The sequence below is a fragment of the Collinsella aerofaciens genome, from assembly GCF_032584215.1.
Classification (GTDB): Bacteria; Actinomycetota; Coriobacteriia; order Coriobacteriales; family Coriobacteriaceae; genus Collinsella.
Window position 1 is genome coordinate 1 of record NZ_JAWHPN010000035.1, and the last position, 19,026, is coordinate 19,026.

General features: G+C 59.1%; 14 protein-coding genes. 7 read left to right on the forward strand and 7 right to left on the reverse strand.

The annotated features are described in order from the left end of the window. Positions 1-125: 125 nt before the first annotated feature. The gene (locus RX395_RS09075) at positions 126-929 is read right to left on the reverse strand and encodes a DeoR/GlpR family DNA-binding transcription regulator (RefSeq protein WP_195363383.1); all 804 of its coding nucleotides are present in this window, start codon (positions 927-929) and stop codon (positions 126-128) included. Between the two features lie 334 nt (positions 930-1,263). On the opposite strand from RX395_RS09075, the gene RX395_RS09080 reads away from it, so the two are divergent. Beyond that, positions 1,264-2,121 carry a class II fructose-bisphosphate aldolase gene (locus RX395_RS09080; protein WP_022095149.1) on the forward strand — a complete coding sequence of 286 codons (858 nt, stop codon included), beginning with the start codon at positions 1,264-1,266 and terminating at the stop codon, positions 2,119-2,121. Between the two features lie 702 nt (positions 2,122-2,823). Here the strand turns inward: RX395_RS09080 and vsr are convergent. After that, positions 2,824-3,813 carry a DNA mismatch endonuclease Vsr gene (vsr, locus tag RX395_RS09085; protein WP_316367092.1) on the reverse strand — a complete coding sequence of 330 codons (990 nt, stop codon included), beginning with the start codon at positions 3,811-3,813 and terminating at the stop codon, positions 2,824-2,826. Positions 3,814-3,961: 148 nt separating this feature from the next. Between vsr and RX395_RS09090 the strand changes: the two genes are divergently transcribed. Both RX395_RS09090 and RX395_RS09095 read left to right on the forward strand, forming a co-directional pair. After that, on the forward strand, positions 3,962-4,747 hold the full coding sequence (locus tag RX395_RS09090) for an ABC transporter ATP-binding protein (protein WP_304466278.1): 786 nt from the start codon (positions 3,962-3,964) through the stop codon (positions 4,745-4,747). Then, a complete protein-coding gene (locus tag RX395_RS09095; protein WP_316367094.1) occupies positions 4,737-6,974 on the forward strand; it encodes an ABC transporter permease in 2,238 nt (745 codons plus the stop codon). Before RX395_RS09090 ends, RX395_RS09095 begins: the two co-directional genes overlap by 11 nt. Before the next feature lie 483 nt (positions 6,975-7,457). Here the strand turns inward: RX395_RS09095 and RX395_RS09100 are convergent, their stop codons facing one another. The 4 genes from RX395_RS09100 to RX395_RS09115 all read right to left on the reverse strand — a co-directional run bounded on the left by RX395_RS09100 (position 7,458) and on the right by RX395_RS09115 (position 13,738). Then, complete coding sequence (locus RX395_RS09100; protein WP_022094323.1) at positions 7,458-8,489, reverse strand: 3-deoxy-7-phosphoheptulonate synthase; 1,032 nt, start codon at positions 8,487-8,489, stop codon at positions 7,458-7,460. Positions 8,490-9,069: 580 nt separating this feature from the next. Further along, entirely contained in the window at positions 9,070-10,926 is a 1,857-nt protein-coding gene (locus RX395_RS09105) for an ABC transporter ATP-binding protein (RefSeq protein ID WP_316367096.1), read from the reverse strand. Beyond that, positions 10,926-13,292 (reverse strand): ABC transporter ATP-binding protein, encoded by a 2,367-nt coding sequence (locus RX395_RS09110; RefSeq protein ID WP_316367097.1) that lies wholly within the window; start codon positions 13,290-13,292, stop codon positions 10,926-10,928. The genes RX395_RS09105 and RX395_RS09110 overlap by 1 nt, the downstream gene beginning before the upstream one ends. Next, positions 13,289-13,738, reverse strand: a complete 450-nt coding sequence (locus tag RX395_RS09115; RefSeq protein ID WP_316367099.1) for a MarR family winged helix-turn-helix transcriptional regulator — start codon at positions 13,736-13,738, stop codon at positions 13,289-13,291. Before RX395_RS09115 ends, RX395_RS09110 begins: the two co-directional genes overlap by 4 nt. A gap of 251 nt (positions 13,739-13,989) precedes the next feature. Here RX395_RS09115 and RX395_RS09120 point away from each other — a divergent pair, with 251 nt between their 5' ends. The 4 genes from RX395_RS09120 to grcA3 all read left to right on the forward strand — a co-directional run bounded on the left by RX395_RS09120 (position 13,990) and on the right by grcA3 (position 18,722). Then, a complete protein-coding gene (locus RX395_RS09120; RefSeq protein ID WP_006234857.1) occupies positions 13,990-14,739 on the forward strand; it encodes an SDR family NAD(P)-dependent oxidoreductase in 750 nt (249 codons plus the stop codon). 108 nt (positions 14,740-14,847) lie between these two features. Then, entirely contained in the window at positions 14,848-15,867 is a 1,020-nt protein-coding gene (locus tag RX395_RS09125; protein ID WP_316367101.1) for a 2-keto-3-deoxygluconate permease, read from the forward strand. A gap of 466 nt (positions 15,868-16,333) precedes the next feature. Beyond that, a complete protein-coding gene (pflB, locus tag RX395_RS09130) occupies positions 16,334-18,385 on the forward strand; it encodes a formate C-acetyltransferase (protein ID WP_006234859.1) in 2,052 nt (683 codons plus the stop codon). Positions 18,386-18,470: 85 nt separating this feature from the next. After that, positions 18,471-18,722 carry an autonomous glycyl radical cofactor GrcA3 gene (gene grcA3, locus RX395_RS09135; RefSeq protein WP_117746636.1) on the forward strand — a complete coding sequence of 84 codons (252 nt, stop codon included), beginning with the start codon at positions 18,471-18,473 and terminating at the stop codon, positions 18,720-18,722. 120 nt (positions 18,723-18,842) lie between these two features. Here the strand turns inward: grcA3 and RX395_RS09140 are convergent. Continuing rightward, the coding region (locus tag RX395_RS09140) for a hypothetical protein (RefSeq protein WP_316367103.1) at positions 18,843-19,026 on the reverse strand (184 nt) is incomplete at its 5' end.

The following is a 19,026-nucleotide window of genomic DNA, read 5'->3' on the forward strand; positions in this document are numbered from 1 at the left end:
CGGCGCGCCACGGGTCAAGATGCACTAGGCCTGGACGAAGTCCGGGCCCGCGCCTTTAGACGCGAGCCCGGGGCCCGTGGGTTATACCCTAAGAGCAAACCACCCTTTTTAAGGGTGGTTCTGATTTAGTTGGCGGCGATGATGAGTGCTGGACGTGCGCCGTCGGCGGTCTTGGCGATTGAGGTGGCGACGGCGCCTTCGGGGTCTCGGTCCATCACGATGGCGTCGACATCGGTCAGCTCGGCAAAACGGTACATGCCGCGTCCGTTGACCTTACTGGCGTCCATGAGGGCGACGCTTTGATGGGCTGCGGCGATCATAGCCGTTTTGGTCTCGGCCATCTGCGGAAAGTCGGTCGTAAAGCCGCAGCCGGGAACAAAAGCGCCAGGGCACATGACGGCCAGATCGGCATGGACCATTTGGAGCGCCTGCATGGTAAGCGGACCGTACAGATAACGATGGCCTTTGCGCAGCGCCCCGCCCAGCATGACGACATCGACCGAGGGCATGCTCTCGTCAATATAATCGGCGATGGTAATGTCGGCCGTGATAACGGTGATGCCGTCGCGCTGATCAAGGAGCCGGACGAACTCGAGCGCCGTGGTGCCCGAGTCGACGAGCAGCGTGTCGCCGTCATTGACGAGCTCGATGGCGCTTTGCGCGATGGCCTGCTTGGCGGCGACGTTGACATTGATGCGGCGATCCTGCGTGGAGACGGTCAGGCGCTTGTGAAGCGAAACGGCACCACCATGTGTGCGGCGCAGCTTGCCTGCTTCGGCGAGCGCGTCCAGGTCGGCGCGGGCGGTGACGGAGGACACGCCAAAGGTCTGGGCGATTTCTGCTACCTGCACCGAGGCGTTGTGCTCGAGCATTTCCATGATGGCGGCGCGGCGTTCGTCGGCAAAAGCACGGTTGGTAGCTTGGGTCATGTCTGCTCCATTCTCGGCTAAATTTGCAGGAATTGTGTTGACTCTATTTTCGTTCATTTTCTTTTTGAGTAAGAAAACACCTTTCGATTACTTATCTTTTCTATAAAAGAAAGACGCTCAACGCCCAAAATTCAATATCGAACACGCCCACTCGGCTCCAATTCCTTCCGTTTACTTTTCAAAAACGACGGTATTGACCTGCATGGGCTCAATATCTCGCACGTGCAAAGACGCTGAATTTCATACAATGAGCGCAGTAAAACGCAAGGTAAAACGCCTTGTGAACAACTACGCCCGATGTCCAGATGCGGGCGAGGGAGAGGAGCAAACGCTCATGGCACTTGTTACCACCGAAAAGATGCTCAAGGACGCTCAGGCCGGCCACTACGCCGTCGGCGCGTTCAACGTCGAGAACCTCGAGTTTGTTATGGCCGTTCTGGCCGCTGCCGAGGAGACCAAGTCCCCCGTCATCATGCAGACCACCCCGGGCACCATCAAGACCGCTGGTCTGGACTACTTCTACGGCATGGTCAAGGCTGCTGCCGAACGCGCTTCCGTGCCCGTCGCTCTGCACCTCGATCACGGCGATGGCTACGACCGCTGCATGCAGGCTTTCCGCACGGGCTACACCTCTGTCATGATCGACGGTTCGCACGAGTCCTTCGAGGACAACATCGCCCTGACCAAGTCCGTTGCCGACGCTGGCCGCGCCATGGGCGTGCCCGTCGAGGCCGAGCTCGGCAAGGTTGGCGGCAAGGAGGACGACGGTCCCGCGGTTGAGGGCGAGAGCCCCTACACCGATCCTGCCGAGGCCAAGGAGTTCGTCGAGCGTACCGGCTGCACCTCCCTCGCAATTGGCGTTGGCACCAGCCACGGTGTGTACACGAGCGATCCGCACATTGAGCAGTCCGTGGTCAAGGCCATTCGCGACGCCGTCGACGTGCCGCTGGTTCTGCACGGCACCTCCGGTGTGCCCGATGAGCAGGTTGCCGAGGCTGTGAAGAACGGCATCTGCAAGGTTAACTACGCCACCGAGCTGCGTCAGGCCTACACCAAGGGCTTCATGGCCTACATGGCCGAGAACCCCGCCTGCTTCGACCCCAAGAAGCCGGCTAAGGAGGGTATGCGTGAGATCACCGAGCTGGTTAAGATCCGCATGACCAACCTCAACTCTGTGGGCAAAGCAGAGTAACAGCAAGGGTACTCCGATTCGCTACATATCCCGGGGAGGGACGAGGGCTTAGTTCCCCAATCGTCCTCGGGCATGCAAAAAGCCTCGCTGCGCACTTCGTGCGGCGAGGCTTTTTGCCCCCTGCGGAAAGATTGGGGAACTAAGCCCTGGTCCCTCCCAGGTTGACCTACTCGAGGTCGTCGCCCTTGTGGCGTTGGGGCGGAAAGGATGGGGCGCGAGGGGCGCTTTGTTGGTGGGGGCTAGTATGCCCTTGCTTGGTTGGGGAAGGTTTTGTCTAGGGATGCTTGGAGCTTTTCGAAGGATGCTCGCAAGTTGAGATTCTGATCGGTTGAGCGTTTGACTTTTGTGGTGGGGGAGTCGAGGAGGCCGTTTCTCTGTGTCGGGGGGAAGGAGAAAAGGTCTGCATGTTTTAGGGATGGCTGCTGTGCTGCGTCATTGGAAGAATGCATGCTTATGCGGCCTCCTCGATGTCCACCAAAAGGTTGCGCTCGGGGTATGCTGCTAGGCCCCGTGCGTTGGCAGTATTATGCAGCGGACCGTTCAAAGAAGCGCTAAAGAAAGGCTTAACCTGGTTTGGTGTTACGATGAAACCGCAGGTCAAGGTTATTGAGTAACACTCTTGAAAGGTTTTGAGCTTAAGGGCTTTCTAAGGTTTGTGGCGTAGACGTGGCGCGGACGTGCGGAGCGTGTGAATGCTCGCTGTTAGCGTTGCGGTGCCGTGGCACGCACCTGCTCGATGACCTTTTCCATCGTGGCGTCGATGCGGTCCTTTTTGAGTTCGCATTCCCAGATGGTTATGGGCGTCCAGCCCATTTCGGTGAGCGCTGCCACGGCGGCACGGTCGCGCTCGACGTTGCGACGGAACTTTGCCTCCCAAAACTCAACATTGCGCTTGGGCTGGCTGGGGTTGCACTTGGGGCAGCGGTGCCAAAAGCAGCCGTTGACGAAGACGGCGATCTTGCGGCCGGGGAAGGCGATGTCGGGCTTGCCGGGAACCTTCCATTCCAAGCGATAGCCGGTAAGACCTGCTGCCCGCAGGCGCTGGCGAACGAGCAGCTCGGGTTTGGTGTTGGCGCGCTTGTTGCCCTTCATGGACTTTTTGATGGCGGCGCGACGGCGCACCAGTTCGCGCTCGTCGGCGGAAAGGTCCGAGGTGTCGATGCCGTCGAGCAGGCCGGGCTTGGCGCGCTTTTTGCTGCGGCGTTTAGGTGCGCGCTTGGGCTTGGTGGCGGGCTCGTCGGTCGCGGCGGCCTCGGCGTCGTTGGCAGTGCCGTCGGCCTCGAGCCGGTCTTTCTTCAGCTCAATCAGAGCATTAATGAGCCCCTTGTCGGCGGGCATCCATTCCACCGTGGCAAGTGAGGTGCGTGGAATCCAGCGGATATCGAGCTGGCGGTCGTGCTTCTGCGGCTCATCGGATTCATCGGCCAGCGAGCAGTAGTAGCACTCCATCGAGAGATGAAAATCGGGGTAGTCGTACTCAACGGTGTAAAAATCGCGCAGGTTGGTGACTTTTACCTGCAGCTCTTCCATGAGCTCGCGGCGCACGGCGTCTTCGGGTGTCTCGCCGTGCATGAGCTTGCCACCGGGGAACTCCCAAAGTCCCTGCATGTCGCCGTAGCCGCGCTGCACGGCAAGTAGCTCATCGGATCCTTCCTTGCGAATGATCCCAGCGGCAACATGAACAGTCTTCAACAGGAGTCCTCTCTCAACGTCAACACGTGGCAGGGTAGCTATCCGCACCTTACACAACGGTAAGGCAAGCGTAAGCCATATCGATGGTAGCTGACTCGTCTTCTTGCGACTATAGATGCCGTAGACTAATCGCAAGAAAGGACTCGGTATGCAAACCACGCACATGGCGACCCCGGTACTGGAGGTCGCGCATCTCGAAAAGGTATATGGAGCGCTGGGCAACGTGACCCGCGCGCTCAACGACGTCAGCTTTACCGTCAACCGTGGCGAATTTGTTGGCATCATGGGCGCTTCGGGCTCGGGCAAGTCGACGTTGCTCAACTGCGTTTCGACCATCGATAGCGCCACAAGTGGCACGATCCGCATCAACGGCCAGGACGTAACACGCATGAAGCAGGCTAAGCTTTCGCAGTTCCGCCGCGAGGAGCTCGGCTTTATCTTCCAGGACTCCAACCTGCTCGATACGCTCACGGCACGCGAGAACATCGCCCTACCGCTCACCATCGCCCGCGCAAACTCGGCAGAGATTTCGACCCGCGTGCAGGATGTGGCAGCGCGCCTGTCCATCAGCCAGGTGCTCGACAAGTATCCCTACCAGATGTCCGGCGGTCAGCAGCAGCGCGTTGCCGCGGCTCGCGCGCTCGTCACCGACCCCACCATGATCATGGCCGACGAGCCTACCGGCGCCCTCGACTCCAAAAGCGCCCGCCTGTTGCTCGAGAGCCTAGAGGCCCTCAACCGCCGCCTGCGCGCCACCGTGCTCATGGTCACGCACGACAGCTTTGCCGCCAGCTACACGAGCCGTGTGCTGTTTATCCGCGACGGCAAGATCTTCACCGAGCTGCGCCGCGGCGACACCGACCGCCGAGAGTTCTTCGACCGCATTATGGAGGTCGTTGCCATGATGGGCGGTGAGGGCTCCGATGCTCTGTAAACTCGCTTGGGGCAACGTCCGCCGCGCCGGCCGCGACTACCTCGTCTACCTTTTGACGCTCACCCTGGGCGTCACGGTCTTCTATGCCTTTAACACCATCTCGATGCAGGTCGACATCGCCGGCATCGATGAAAAGGGCTTGGCGCAGGTTATGGGCAGCATGCTCGGCAACCTGACGTACTTTTTGGCCGGTGTCATGGCCTTTTTAATGGTGTATGCCAATAACTTCATCATGAAACGCCGCAAGAAGGAGTTTGGCCTGTACCAGGTGCTCGGCATGGGGCGCGGACGCGTCGCCACGATCATGGCGCTCGAGACGGTGATTGTCTCGGTCGTGGCCTTTGTCGCCGGCATTGTGCTGGGTGTGGGACTCTCCCAGCTCATGACGTTCTTTACGGCCTCGCTCTTTAAGACACAAATCGCCAATTTCCACTTCTTTTTCTCGGTGCATGCGTTCAATCTGACCCTTGCCTGCATGCTCGTAATGTTTGTGCTCACGCTGCTGCTGAACCTTCGCGCCGTGCGTCGTACTAAACTCATCGAGCTTATGGGTGCCGAGCGTCGCAACGAGAGCATCAAGACACGCAACCCCTGGATCGCGATTGCCATCTTTGCTGTGGGCGTGGTGCTTGTGGGCGTGGCCTATTACCGTCTGCTACGTGATGGGTTCCCGCTAACCGCGACGGACAGCAAGCTGCAAGAGGCCATGAACCAGTTTGGTATTACGACCGCTATGGTTACCGTGGGCACCTTTGCCCTGTTCTGGGGACTCTCGGGCATGCTCATTAAGCTGCTGCAGAGCCTGCGCAGCGTGTATTGGCGCGGCCTCAATATGTTTACCGTGCGCCAGCTTGCGGCCAAGGTCAACACGGTGTGCTTTTCGATGGGCGTCATCGCGATGCTCCTGTTTTTGGCTATCACCTCGGTGACGTGCGGTATGTCAATTGCCAACGTGATGAACGAAAACCTGGAGCGCTATAATCCGGCCGACATGTCGCAGACGTATATCTATTACGCGCCCGATACGCTCGACTACTACAAAGAGTATGTCAATCCGTCTGAGGCCGATCGCATGGTGCTGGCCGATAGTACGGTCGATTTGTACTCCGCATGGCACGGCGATCGTGTCGACCCCGATAACGTTGCAGACGGTATTAAAGGCAAGTCGGCGGAAAACAACGACGAGACCGGCAAGAAGGTCAATATCGCCGATGTTGCCGGCGAGCATGTGCAGATCGATTCGTATCTGAGCTACCCGCTTGGCGGCTCGGATCCATCGGTGACTCCAAGTGAGATGTGCAAGACCATGGGCGAAAAGCTCCCCAAGGCGTTCGAGGGCAGCAGCGCCGACATGACAGGCCTGTCTGTGACGCCGGCAAGTCAGTACAACAAACTGCGCCAGATGATGGGCAAGGAGCCGGTGCACATCGGTCACGACCAGTATTTGCTCACGTGTGATATGGGCGGCGAGCTGGTCGACCTGTACACCAAGTATATGGCTGGCGGCCATACCCTTACCTTGGGCGGGCATACGCTCAAGCCCGCAACCGATAAGTCGGACGAAGATACGGCGGCCATCGCCAACTCGGCGATGGGCAGTAATGGGGGTACCGTCGTCGTTGCCGACGAGCTGTTGTCCCAACTTAATCTGCAGCCGTATTCCAGTAGCCTGCTCGTTAACTACAAACAGGGGATGGATACGACCGAGGCAGACGAGAGCATTAAATACACTGTGCTCGACAATCTGCTCGTTGACGGCAAGGAGTCGGGGTCGTGGGGAACCTTCATCACACGCTCCGAGATGTACACGCAGGCAGCGCAAATGAACGGTCTTATTAGCTACCTAGCCATCTACATCGGCTTTGTATTGGTCGTTGCATGCGCGGCGATTCTGTCGATCCAGCAACTCTCCAACGTGGCCGATGGCAGCCGCAGCTATCGTGTGCTGGCACAGATCGGCTGCGACGACCGCCAGATTCGCCATTCGGTGATGGCGCAACAAGCGGTATTCTTCCTGTTCCCGCTGGTAGTGGGCCTGGCGCACTCCTTTGTGGCACTTAAGGTGATCATCGAGCTGGTGAGCATTTTCGGAAATATGAGCATCGGCGGCACCGTGGGCCTCACCTGCGCGATCTTCCTGGCAGCCTACGGCGGCTACTTCCTGGTGACCTACCTCATGAGCACCGGCATGGTGCGAGCCGCCATCGCCACCCGCTACAGCGAGTAACAAGCGGGCAAAACCGTCGCAAAATTAGAGGCGTATGACCGCCGCGAAGGACCAGGGGCCCTTTCGCGGCGGTTTTTGCCAATCTGGTGCGTCTCAGATACAAGTGAGTAGACTTTTTTGAACCTGCCGAGCACATCGCGACAAATGATCGATGAAACCGCAGGTTAGAGCTGTGGCGTTTTAGGGCGTGCTCGGCCTTCTGCAAAAAGCCTACTCACTTGGTTTTTCTGCTAGAAGACCGCCACGAGGGAAGGCAACTCCCTTACGTCGGTTTGGACGTTTGCCCAGATAGCCGTTGGGGACGTCCCCAACGGCTACCCAAGGAATGTCCCTGACTGCCGGCAGAAAAAGAACGTCCCTAACTGCCGCATCAAACGAAAGGGCGCTGACCTTCTGGTCGCGCCCTTGAAGTTGAACGTCAGATTGTCCAAATGCGGCCCGCGCAGCGTCGAGCCGTTACGGCGTTTGGTAAAACGCCGTAACCTACACCCGTTCCGCGATCTCGTGGATGAGGTAGTCGGTCTTTTCCCAGCCCAGGCACGGGTCGGTGATCGATTTACCAAAGACGCCGCCGTCGACCGGCTGGTTGCCGTCCTCCAGGTAGGACTCGATCATAAAGCCCTTGACTAGCTTGGAGATGGACTCGTTGCGGCGGCAGCTGTCGAGCACCTCCTTGCAAATGCGATACTGCTCCAGCGGACGCTTGCCCGAGTTGTCATGGTTGCAGTCGATGACCGCTGCCGGATTGGCGTAGCCGGCATGCTCGGTATAGCGCTCGGCCAGGCGCTCGAGGTGCTCGTAGTGGTAGTTGGGGTAGGTGCGACCGTCGAGACCGATGTAGCCACGCATGACGGCGTGCGCGAGCGGGTTGCCGTCACACTCGACCTCCCAGTTGCGGAAGATGAAGCTCTGGTGCGCCTGCGCGGCGTAAATGGAGTTGAGCATAACGGTGGTAGAGCCGGCAGTGGGATTCTTCATGCCGACGGGTACCGAAATGCCGCTCGACACCAGGCGATGCTCCTGGTTCTCGACCGAGCGCGCACCCACGGCAACATAGCTCAGCAGATCAACGAGGTACTGGTAGTTGGACGGATAGAGCATCTCGTCGGCGGTGAAGAAGCCCGTTTCCTCAATAACGCGCAGGTGCATGTGGCGGATGGCCTTGACGCCCTCGAGCAGGTCGTCGGGAGCCTCGGGGTTGGGGTTGTGCAGCAGGCCCTTGTAGCCGGTGCCCTTGGTGCGCGGCTTGTTGGTGTAGACGCGCGGAATGATGATGAGCTTGTCCTTGACCTCTTCGGCGGTCTTGGCCAGTCGGTTCATATACTCGAGCACCGAATCCTCGCGGTCGGCAGAGCACGGGCCGATGATGAGCACCTTACGTGCGTCCTCGCCGGTAAAGACTTTGGCGACCTCGGCGTCAAATGCCTGCTTTTTGGCGGTAAGCTCGGCAGAAAGTGGCATTTCCTCGCGGATCTCCATGGGGATCGGCAGCCTGCGTTTGAATTCCATGGCCATAGGGGTCTCCTCAATCTATAGAAAGAGCAATAAGCGTATTGTCGAATGCTCGGCATTATCCGCTGTCGCACGCTAAAGTGCAAGCCCTTGCCACCCCGAAACCTGCCAAAAGGGACAGGTTTATTTTGGCAGGTTTTATATGGGGGAACGTCGGCGGATACCGGGAGGGAGTGGCGTCGCGCGGGACCCTAAGGCTATTGTCGGTTCCCCAGGAAACACCCTGTGGGCAAAAAATGCCAAATATGAGTACGGTTGCTAGCTTAGTAGCATATTGCCTTCGCAAAATAATAGACATAACAGCAAAATATGTTCATTAACGCAAACACATATAAGTCCGCTATAGGGCTGTTTGATCAATTTAGGGACGCGTGTAAGCCGTGAAAACGGCATTTGGGGCTGTTTTGGCTGTTACTAAAAGGGTAACAGTACTCATATTTGCCATTTTTTTGCCCACGGGGCCTCGAAGGGGCTGTCAATCAGGTCCCAGGGGAGGCGGTTTGAGGGTCGCAGAGCAAAAACGGGGGCGCAGGTTGTCCTGCGCCCCCGTTTTCTGGGCATTGCGGTTGTTTGCCGCCGGTTGTTACGCCGCCTCGTCGAACTGCGAGTTATACAGGTCGGCGTAGAAGCCACCCTGGGCGAGTAGCTCGTCGTGTGTGCCCTTCTCGACGATGTCGCCGTCGCGAATTACCAAGATTACGTCGGCGTTGCGGATCGTGGACAGGCGGTGCGCGATGACAAAGCTGGTGCGGCCCTGCATCAGCGCATCCATGGCGCGCTGAATGAGCTCCTCGGTACGTGTGTCGACGTTGGAAGTCGCCTCGTCCAGAATCAGCGCCGGGCGGTCGGCCAAAATGGCACGGGCGATGGTCACGAGCTGGCGCTGACCCTGCGACAGGTTGGTGCCCTCCTCGTTGATCATAAAGTCGTAGCCACCGGCGAGCGTATGAATAAAGTGGTCGCAGCGTGCGGCGCGCGCAGCGGCCTCGACCTCGGCATCGCTCGCGTCGGGGCGTCCGTAGCGGATGTTCTCGCGGATGGTGCCGTTAAACAGCCAGGTGTCCTGCAGCACCATGGCAAACTCGCCGCGCAGTGCAGCGCGGTCCCAGTCGCGCACATCGACGCCCTCGACACGCAGCGAGCCGCCGTCCACGTCGTAGAAGCGCTGCAGCAGCTTAATGAGCGTGGTCTTGCCGGCGCCGGTGGGGCCGACGATGGCGATGGTCTGGCCGGGCTGTGCCTCGCAGCTAAAGTCGTGGATGATGGTCTTGTCGGGCGTGTAGCCAAACTTGACATGGTCAAACACCACGTGGCCGGGGCGCTTCTCGGGAATCTGCGCGTCGGCCTTCTGCTCCTCCTCGGGCGCGGCCAGGAACTCAAAGACGCGCTCGGTGGCGGCAGCCATCGACTGCATCGTGTTGCTCACGTTGCCCAGCTGCTGCACGGGTTGCGTAAAGTTGCGAACGTACTGGATAAAGCTCTGGATGTCGCCGGGCGTGGCATTGCCGGTCAGCGCGAGCTGCGCGCCCACCACGACGACGCCCACGTAGCCCATGTTGCCCACCAGGCTCATAAGCGGCATCATCAGGCCCGACAGGAACTGCGAGCGCCAGCCACTAATAAAGAGGCGGTCGTTTTGACGGTCGAACTCTTCGATCGAGGCCTCGGCGCGGTCGAACACCTGAATGACGTTCTGGCCGGCAAAGTCCTCCTCGATAATGCCGTTGACGGCGCCCAGAACCTGCTGCTGCTCGCGGAAGTACGGCTGCGAGAAGTGAATCATCACCATCAAGATAATTGCGGCTGCCGGTAGCGTGAGCACGGTGACGCCGGTGAGCGGCAGGCTGATCGAGAGCATCATGATGAGCACGCCGATAATCTGCGTGACCGACGTGATAAGCTGCGTCACGCTCTGGTTGAGCGACTGACCCAGCGTATCGACGTCGTTGGTGATGCGGCTGAGTACGTCTCCCTTGCTGTGGCCGTTGAAGTAACTCATCGGCACGACGGCAATCTTGGCGGCGATTTCCTTGCGCATGCGGTAGCAGATCTTTTGCGTGACGCCGGTCATGAGCCAGCCCTGGACCAGGCTGCAGACAGAGCTCGCCAGATACAGGCAGAGCAAAAAGCCGAGCGTCTTGGCGATCCAGTCAAAGTCAACGTCGCCGGTGCCGTTGACCTTGGCGACCAGGCCTTCGAACAGCTTGGTCGTAACCTGGCCGAGCACCTTGGGTCCCACAATGTTAAAGATGACCGAGCACACGGCAAAGGCGACGGCGGCAAACACGGCAATCTTGTGCTGGCCGATATAGCCGAGCAGCTGCCTCATGGTGCCCTTAAAGTCCTTGGCCTTTTCGCCACGACGCATGCCACCCATGCGGCCCATGGGACCACGCTGGCGGGTGGGCTTGGGAATCTGAGTCTTGGTCTCGTCTGCCATTAGCGCTCGCCTCCTTCCGTGACGGCTGCAATTTCTTCTTGGGTAAGCCCCAGCTCCTCGGCGGAAAGCTGCGACTGTGCGATCTCCAGGTACGCCGGGCAGCTGCGCAGCAGCTCCTCGTGCGTACCGGTGCCCACCACGTGGCCGTCGTCGAGCACAATGATCTGGTCGGCGTGCATGATGGTCGCGATGCGCTGGGCCACGACCACGAGTGCGGCGTCGGTAACGTTTTTGGCCAGCTCCTCGCGCAGGCGCGCGTCGGTCTTGTAGTCGAGGGCGCTAAACGAATCATCGAAAACCACGACCTCGGGCTTTTTGGCCAACGCGCGGGCGATGGCCAGGCGCTGGCGCTGACCGCCCGAGACATTGGAGCCGCCCTGGCTGATAGGGGAGTCGTACCCGTCCTCGCGCTCGGCGATAAAGTCCTCGGCCTGGGCGACGCGTGCTGCCTGGCGCATATCCTCGTCACTCACCATGTCGCCGGCAAACTTGAGGTTGCTCTCGACGGTACCCGAGAATAGACGACCCTGCTGCGGAATATAACCGATGCGGCGGCGCAGCTCAGAGAGGGTCATGTCGCGCACATCGATGCCGTCGAGCGAAATGCTGCCGCCCGTGACGTCGTACAGGCGCGGAATCAGCTGCACGAGCGTGGACTTGCCCGAGCCCGTGGAGCCAATAATGCCGAGCATCTGACCGGCATGCGTGGTGAAGTTCACGCCGCTGATGACATCGGCGCGGGCATCGGGATACTGGAAGCTCACGTCGTGGAAGGCGAGCTCACCGCGCGGCGCGCTGGCCGCGGGCAGTTTGGGCGAGACAGGGTCGTTGATGCTCGTGGGACAAGTGATGACCTCTTCCACGCGCTCGGCTGCGACCTCGGCACGGGGCAGGATGACCGAAACCATGGTGAGGATCATAAACGCCATGACGATCTGCATGGTGTAGGAGATAAATGCCATCATGTTGCCGACCTGCATCACGCCGTCGGACACGCCCTGCGCGCCAAACCAGACGATAAGCACGGTGATGCAGTTCATGACGAGCATCATGAGCGGCATCATAAAGCTCATGGCGCGGTTGGTGTAGAGCTGCGTGGTCATCAGGTCGAGCGAAGCCTTGTCAAAACGCTCGAGCTCATGTTCTTCGCGGTTGAACGAGCGGATGGGCATAAGGCCGTCGAGCAGCTCGCGGGCGGTAAGGTTCACGCGGTCCACAAAGCTCTGCATCTTTTTGAACTTGGGCATGGTGAGGCCCATGAGCACGCCGACAACGGCCGAAACCGCGATGATGGCCACGGCGATGGTCCACTCCAGGCCGGTGTGGTTGGCCAGGACGCGCATGACGGCGACGATGCCCATGACCGGTGCCATCAGGCACATGCGGATAAACAGGGTTGTAGCCATCTGGATTTGCTGAATGTCGTTGGTGCAGCGGGTAATGAGCGAGGCCTGGCTAAATTTGCCCACCTCGGCCGGCGAGAAGTGCATAACCTTGTTGAAGGCCTCGCGGCGCAGGTCGCGGGCGATGGAGCAGGCGGTGCGCGAAGCCACGGCACCGGTCAGGATGGTGGCGACGAGCGACACCAGACACAGACCAAACATCGTGGTCGCCATGCGGCTCAGGTAGGCGTTCTGCACGTCGGCGGGGTCGATGCCCTGTGCCTTGTACTCGTCCTGTACATAGCTCACGGCGCGCTGGGTGACGATGGAGCCCGACATGGAGCCCATTTTGTCCGCCATTTGGTTGGCGCCCTCGACGAGCTTGTCCTGGTCGATTAGGCCGCCTTCAACGCCCAGACGCAGGCTCTTCATGGTGATCTTGCCGCCGTCGGCATCAATCTGCTTTTGCATGTTCTGCGCCGCTGCGGCCTTCTGCTGCATCTCGGCGAGCTGCTCGGGCGTCATCGCTGCCATTTGCTCGGGGGTGGGCATGGCCTGGGCAGCGTTGTTGTCTTTCTCGCTGGACGAGCCCATCATGTCGCCCATGGAGTCGGCGTCGATGCCCTGGTTGAGCGAAAGGAGGACAGTCTCGGGCAGGCTCATAATGTCGGCAATCCTGCCTCCATCGGCACGCTCTTCCTCGGTACCCTTGTACGTTCGAATGCCGTTTTTGTCAGCCTTGCCAAACACGGCCTCCACAGCCTTGGCGTCCTTGGCGCTCATAAAGAGTAAGAGGTCGTCGAGCGATTCGGCGCGAATGGTGTCGGGCACGGGCGAGGCGATGCCGCCTTGCTGCACGCCCACGTCGACGATGTCGCTCATATAGGTAGGCAGTGCCAGATCGGCGTTGCAGCTGATTACGATAAGTACGATAGCTGCGAACAGTGCCAGGACATGCTTTTTAAAGAGCTTGAGAATCCTCACTCGGCATCTCTCCTTTCTTGATTGCGGTCGATAATTTCGTTGGCACGCCTTAGAAGACGCACCATCTCTTGGGTATCTGTTTCGCCGAGCTGCTCGAGGAAAGCCGCAGTGCGGTCCTCGAATTCCCGACGTTTGATTTCTAGATCCTGGAATCCTTTGTCGGTCACCGTGACGTGTACGCGACGACGGTCAGTCTTTGAGTGCTCGCGCTCGATCCAGCCCTTGGCCTCGAGGGCGCGTAAGATATTGGCGATGCGGGCGCTCGAGACCCAGGCGCGATCAGCGAGTTCGCTCGGCGTGAGCGAACCGCCGGCGCGCATGAGGGCGCGCATGACGGTCATTTCGCCGCCGAGGGCTTTGTCCGCAAAGCGCGAAATGCGCTGATGCATGCTGCCGAACTCGGTAAGGAGCTGACGCCCAAGCTCACGGAAATCGGTATCTTCCACCGAAAACCCCTAACACTAGAAACTATTTTCGGTGGAAGATGATACCCCCATACGCGGGCCTCATACAGTGGGCAATATTAAGAGCTCATTAAGACTTAAAATCATTCAATTGATGAAGCGTTTCAAATAACTATTATACACGCGGTTAGGCGAGGGGTTGTCACCACCATGACGACTGGGACTCATATAATCGCCACGTGCGATGCTCCAACTTCCCGCAAGGAGACACCTGAATCAAGGGGGTTGGAGTCATGGCATTTGACTTCACGGGCAAGACCGCGATTGTCACGGGCGGCACTCAGGGCATTGGCCTCGAGATCGCCAAGGGCATCGTCGCGGGCGGCGGACACGTCGCGCTCATCGCAAGGAACGCTGCTAAGGGCGAGGCCGCGGTGGCCGAGCTTGGCGAGGGCAACAAGTTCTATCAGCTCGATGTCGCTGATGCACCCAAGGCGCGCGAGACTGTCGAGCAGATTTTTACGGACCTGCCTCAAACCAATATCCTGATTAACTGTGCTGGCGTCATCAGCACCAAGAAGTTCGACGAGATCGATGACACCGAGTGGCGTCGCACCATCGACATCAACCTCAATGGTACGTTTACCATGATGAATGCCGTGTACCCGCACTTTAAGGCGGCCCATGCCGGCACTATCGTCAACGTGAGCTCTGTTGCTGGCAAGATCGGCGGCGGTCTGCTCGGCACCGCTGCCTACGCGAGCTCCAAGGCCGGTGTTAACGGTCTAACCAAGGCAGTCGCCAAGGAAGGCGGCAAGTTCGGCGTTCGCTGCAACGCTGTGTGCCCGTCGCTCACGTTGACCGATATGACCTCGATTCTCTCTGACGAGAACTCCCAGCGCATCATCAACGGTATTCCTCTGGGCCGCGCCGCCCAGGCCAGCGAGCCTGCGCAGATGGTACTGTTCTTCGCTTCCGACCTCGCCAGCTTCGTGAACGGCGAGATCGGTGACTGCGACGGCGGCATCGTCCTGGACGGGTAATACCCCGCGGTGATCGTTTGGCGGCGACCCTGGCGACTCGGGGTTGTCGCCTTCTTTCTGACATAGGCGCGTGCGGCTACGATTCGCATGCATCCAAAGGAGATATATATGAGTGAATCGACTGCGGTGGAGGCGCCGGCGGCAAAGGAGCCGTTCTTTAAGATGTCCTCCATCCCGGGCGCCAATATCTTGGTGCCGCTTCTGTTGGGCTGCCTGCTCAACACGCTATTCCCCGACCTGTTTAAAACGCTCGGTAGCTTTACGCTTGGCATGACCCAGCAGGGTGCAGGCCCGCTCGTGGGCGCTTTTTTGCTTATCGTCGGTACGACGATTTCGTTTAAGAGTGCTCCTGCCGCCGCTGCCCGCGGTGCCATCATCATTGCCGTCAAGCAGATCGTGGTCGTTGCCGTGTCGCTGCTCATCCTTTATGTGTTCAACGACAACCTGTTTGGCATCTCTGCCATGGTGATGCTGGCGGCTTGCACCGGCGCCAACAACGCTATGTACGCTGGTCTGATGGGCACCATGGGCAATGAGGCCGAGCGTGGCGCCGTCGCCATCACCACGCTGGTTGTCGGCCCTCCGGTCACGATGATCGTGCTCGGCGCTGCCGGTCAGGCTCCGATCGGCTGGTCGCTCGTGGGTGCCATTCTGCCGATCGTCATCGGCATTATTCTGGGTAACCTGTTCCCCAGCTTTAAGAAGATGATGGCACCGGCACTTTCCGCCATCATCGTGCTCGTCTTCTTTGCCATGGGCTCGACCATGACCTTTGGCCAGCTCATTAATGGCGGTCTCCCCGGTATTCTGCTCGGCGTGATCTGCTCGGTGGTCTTTGCAATTCCCGTTATCGCGGTCGATAAGCTCACGGGCGGTACGGGTGTCGCAGGTGCGGCCATTTCGAGCTGCGCCGGAGCCAATGTGGCCACGCCTGCTGCCATGGCAAGCGTCAACGAGGCCTTGTACGGCGGTGCGGTGCTCGCGACGGCTACGGCACAGGTTGCTGCCTGCGCAATCGTGACGGCTATTTTGACCCCGCTGGTCACCAGCTGGTGCTACAAGCATTTTGAGGGCCAGGGCAACGGCGATAGCAAGGCGACGACCGACAAGGCCGCCGCAGCCGCCTAATGCCAAGCGGCAATCAAAGCTAAAAACTAGCTACGCCACAGGGCGGCCACGGGGGATCCCGTGGCCGCCCTGCAGTTTCTGTAGGGTCTATGAGACACTTTACCCTGCTAAAGCTGGCATAACAGCTAGAGCGAACGTCGTACGAAGGCAAGGAAAAATAACATACAAATCGGTGAACGGTAGTTGTTCGCGCTCGCATTTCCTGCGGGTTTGTAAAAAACGCCCTTATGATATAAAAAAAGAAACATATAACAGCCCAGATGGAGAGGGTCGCTATGTTATCCTTCTCAGACGGGTGAAATCTTGGGTTTTGGGTTGTAGTTCCAAGGTGGACAAACGTTTTCCCTGCACCAACGTGTGGTGAAGAACGGAAGAAGCCGGTAGTGCAAGCCGAAAATTCAAGAATTCAATAAGCAGCGGTGTGAGAGAGCGCCGCATTACACGTAACTAGGAGCGTGGTTACACAATGCAGGAGGCATGGGAAGGCTTCAAGGAAGGCATTTGGACGGGAGAGGTTGACGTCCGAGACTTCATCCAGAAGAACTACACCCCCTACGAGGGCGACGAGTCGTTCCTCGTCGGTCCGACCGAGCGTACCAAGGAGCTGTGGGGCGAGGTTCTCGACCTGCTGCTTAAGGAGCGCGAGCAGGGTGGTGTCCTCGATATGGACACCAAGATCGTCACGGGTATCGTGAGCCACCCCGCTGGCTACATCGATAACGCCCACCGCGAGAAGGAGACCATCGTCGGTCTCCAGACTGACAAGCCGCTCAAGCGCGCGCTGCACGTCAACGGTGGTATCCGCATCGCTTGTCAGGCTGCCAGCCAGCACGGCTATAAGGTCGACGAGAACGTTGTCGAGCGCTACACCTTCGAGCGTAAGACCCACAACGCTGGCGTCTTCGATGTTTACACTCCCGAGATGCGTGCTTGCCGCTCGGCTCACATCATCACCGGTCTGCCCGATGGCTATGGCCGCGGCCGCATCATCGGCGACTACCGTCGTGTTGCCCTGTACGGCGTCGACTACCTGATCAAGGACAAGGAGGCCCAGAAGGCTTCCACCCCGACGGTCATGACCGCCGACAACATCCGCGATCGTGAGGAGCTGCAGGAGCAGATCCGCGCCCTCGGCGAGCTCAAGATGATGGCCGAGACCTATGGTTTCGACATTTCCAACCCTGCTACCAACACGCAGGAGGCCATCCAGTGGATGTACTTCGCCTACCTTGCTGCCGTCAAGGAGCAGAACGGCGCCGCTATGTCCATCGGCCGTACCTCTACGTTCATCGACATCTACGCTGAGCGCGACCTTGCCAACGGTACCTTCACCGAGGAGCAGATCCAGGAGTTCGTGGATCACTTCATCATGAAGCTCCGCATGGTCAAGTTTGCCCGTACCCCCGAGTACCAGGCCCTGTTCACCGGCGATCCGCAGTGGGTCACCGAGTCCATCGGCGGTATGGGTGTTGACGGCCGTACGCTCGTTACCAAGATGAGCTACCGCTACCTGCACACGCTCGAGAACATGGGCACCAGCCCCGAGCCCAACATGACCGTTCTGTGGTCGACCCGTCTGCCCGAGAACTTCAAGAAGTTCTGCGCCAAGACTTCTGTCGCCAGCTCCTCGATTCAGTACGAGAACGACGACCTCATGCGCGTCTATCATGGCGACGACTACGGTATTGCCTGCTGCGTGTCCTCCATGCGCATCGGCAAGGAGATGCAGTTCTTCGGCGCCCGCGCCAACCTGGCCAAGTGCCTGCTGTACGCACTCAACGGCGGTGTTGACGAGGTCTCCAAGAAGCAGGTCGGCCCCAAGTATCGCGCCGTCGAGGGCGATACGCTCGATTACGACGACGTTGTGGCCAAGTACAACGACATGATGAAGTGGCTCGCTGGCGTGTACGTCAACTCGCTGAACATCATTCACTACATGCACGACAAGTATTGCTACGAGCGTATCCAGATGGCTCTGCACGACAAGCACGTGCACCGCTGGTTCGCTACGGGCATCGCTGGCCTTTCCGTCGTGGCTGACTCCCTGTCCGCCATCAAGTACGCCAAGGTCCACCCCGTCCGTGACGAGAACGGCATCATCGTCGACTTCGAGACCGAGGGCGAGTTCCCCAAGTACGGTAACGACGACGACCGCGTCGACCAGATCGCTCACGACGTTGTGCACCAGTTCATGGAGTACATCCGCATGAACGACACCTACCGCAACTCCGTGCCCACGACCTCGGTTCTGACCATTACCTCCAACGTCGTGTACGGTAAGAAGACCGGCTCCACGCCCGACGGCCGCAAGGCTGGCCAGCCGTTCGCCCCGGGTGCTAACCCCATGCACAAGCGCGATAGCCACGGCGCCATCGCTTCGCTGTCTTCGGTTTCCAAGCTCCCGTTCCGCGATGCTCAGGACGGCATCTCCAACACCTTCTCCATCATCCCGAGTGCGCTCGGCAAGGAGGACCAGGTGTTCTTTGGCGATATCGACCTTGATCAGCTTGGCGAGTAACTATTGTTAGTGCTATACTAACAATAACGATTACTGATTAGCGCGCCGGTTTCGGCCGGCGCCTATTAATCGAAGGAGACACATTATGAAGGTTTCTGAAGTTTCCGAGACCCAGGCCGATAACCTGGTCCACATGCTCGACGCTTACGCCGAGAAGGGTGGCCACCACCTGAACATCAACGTCTTCAACCGTGAGACGCTGCTCGACGCTCAGGCTCACCCCGAGAAGTACCCGCAGCTGACCATCCGCGTTTCCGGCTATGCCGTGAACTTCCACACGCTCACCAAGGAGCAGCAGGACGAGGTCATTGCGCGTACCTTCCACAACAAGTTCTAAAGGGACTCAACTCCCGCAGGATCGCCGGGGCTGTTTGGGCTACCTCCCAAAACGTCCTCGGACATGCAAAGAGGCTCGCTGCGCACTTCGTGCGGCGAGCCTCTTTGCGTCCTGACGCTCCTATTTGGCAAGGTGTTTTTTAGAATCCATTTTGCGCTCGGCCTCGAAGGCCTGCCTGTCCCAATCGAGCGGAAGTCCGGCCTCGACCCATGCCTCGTAGGCCCTCCTTATGGGCTTGAGCTCCCTTTGGCCCCTCTCCAGCATCGAGATGTACTTCTCGCTGGTGCCCAGTATGGACGCCGCC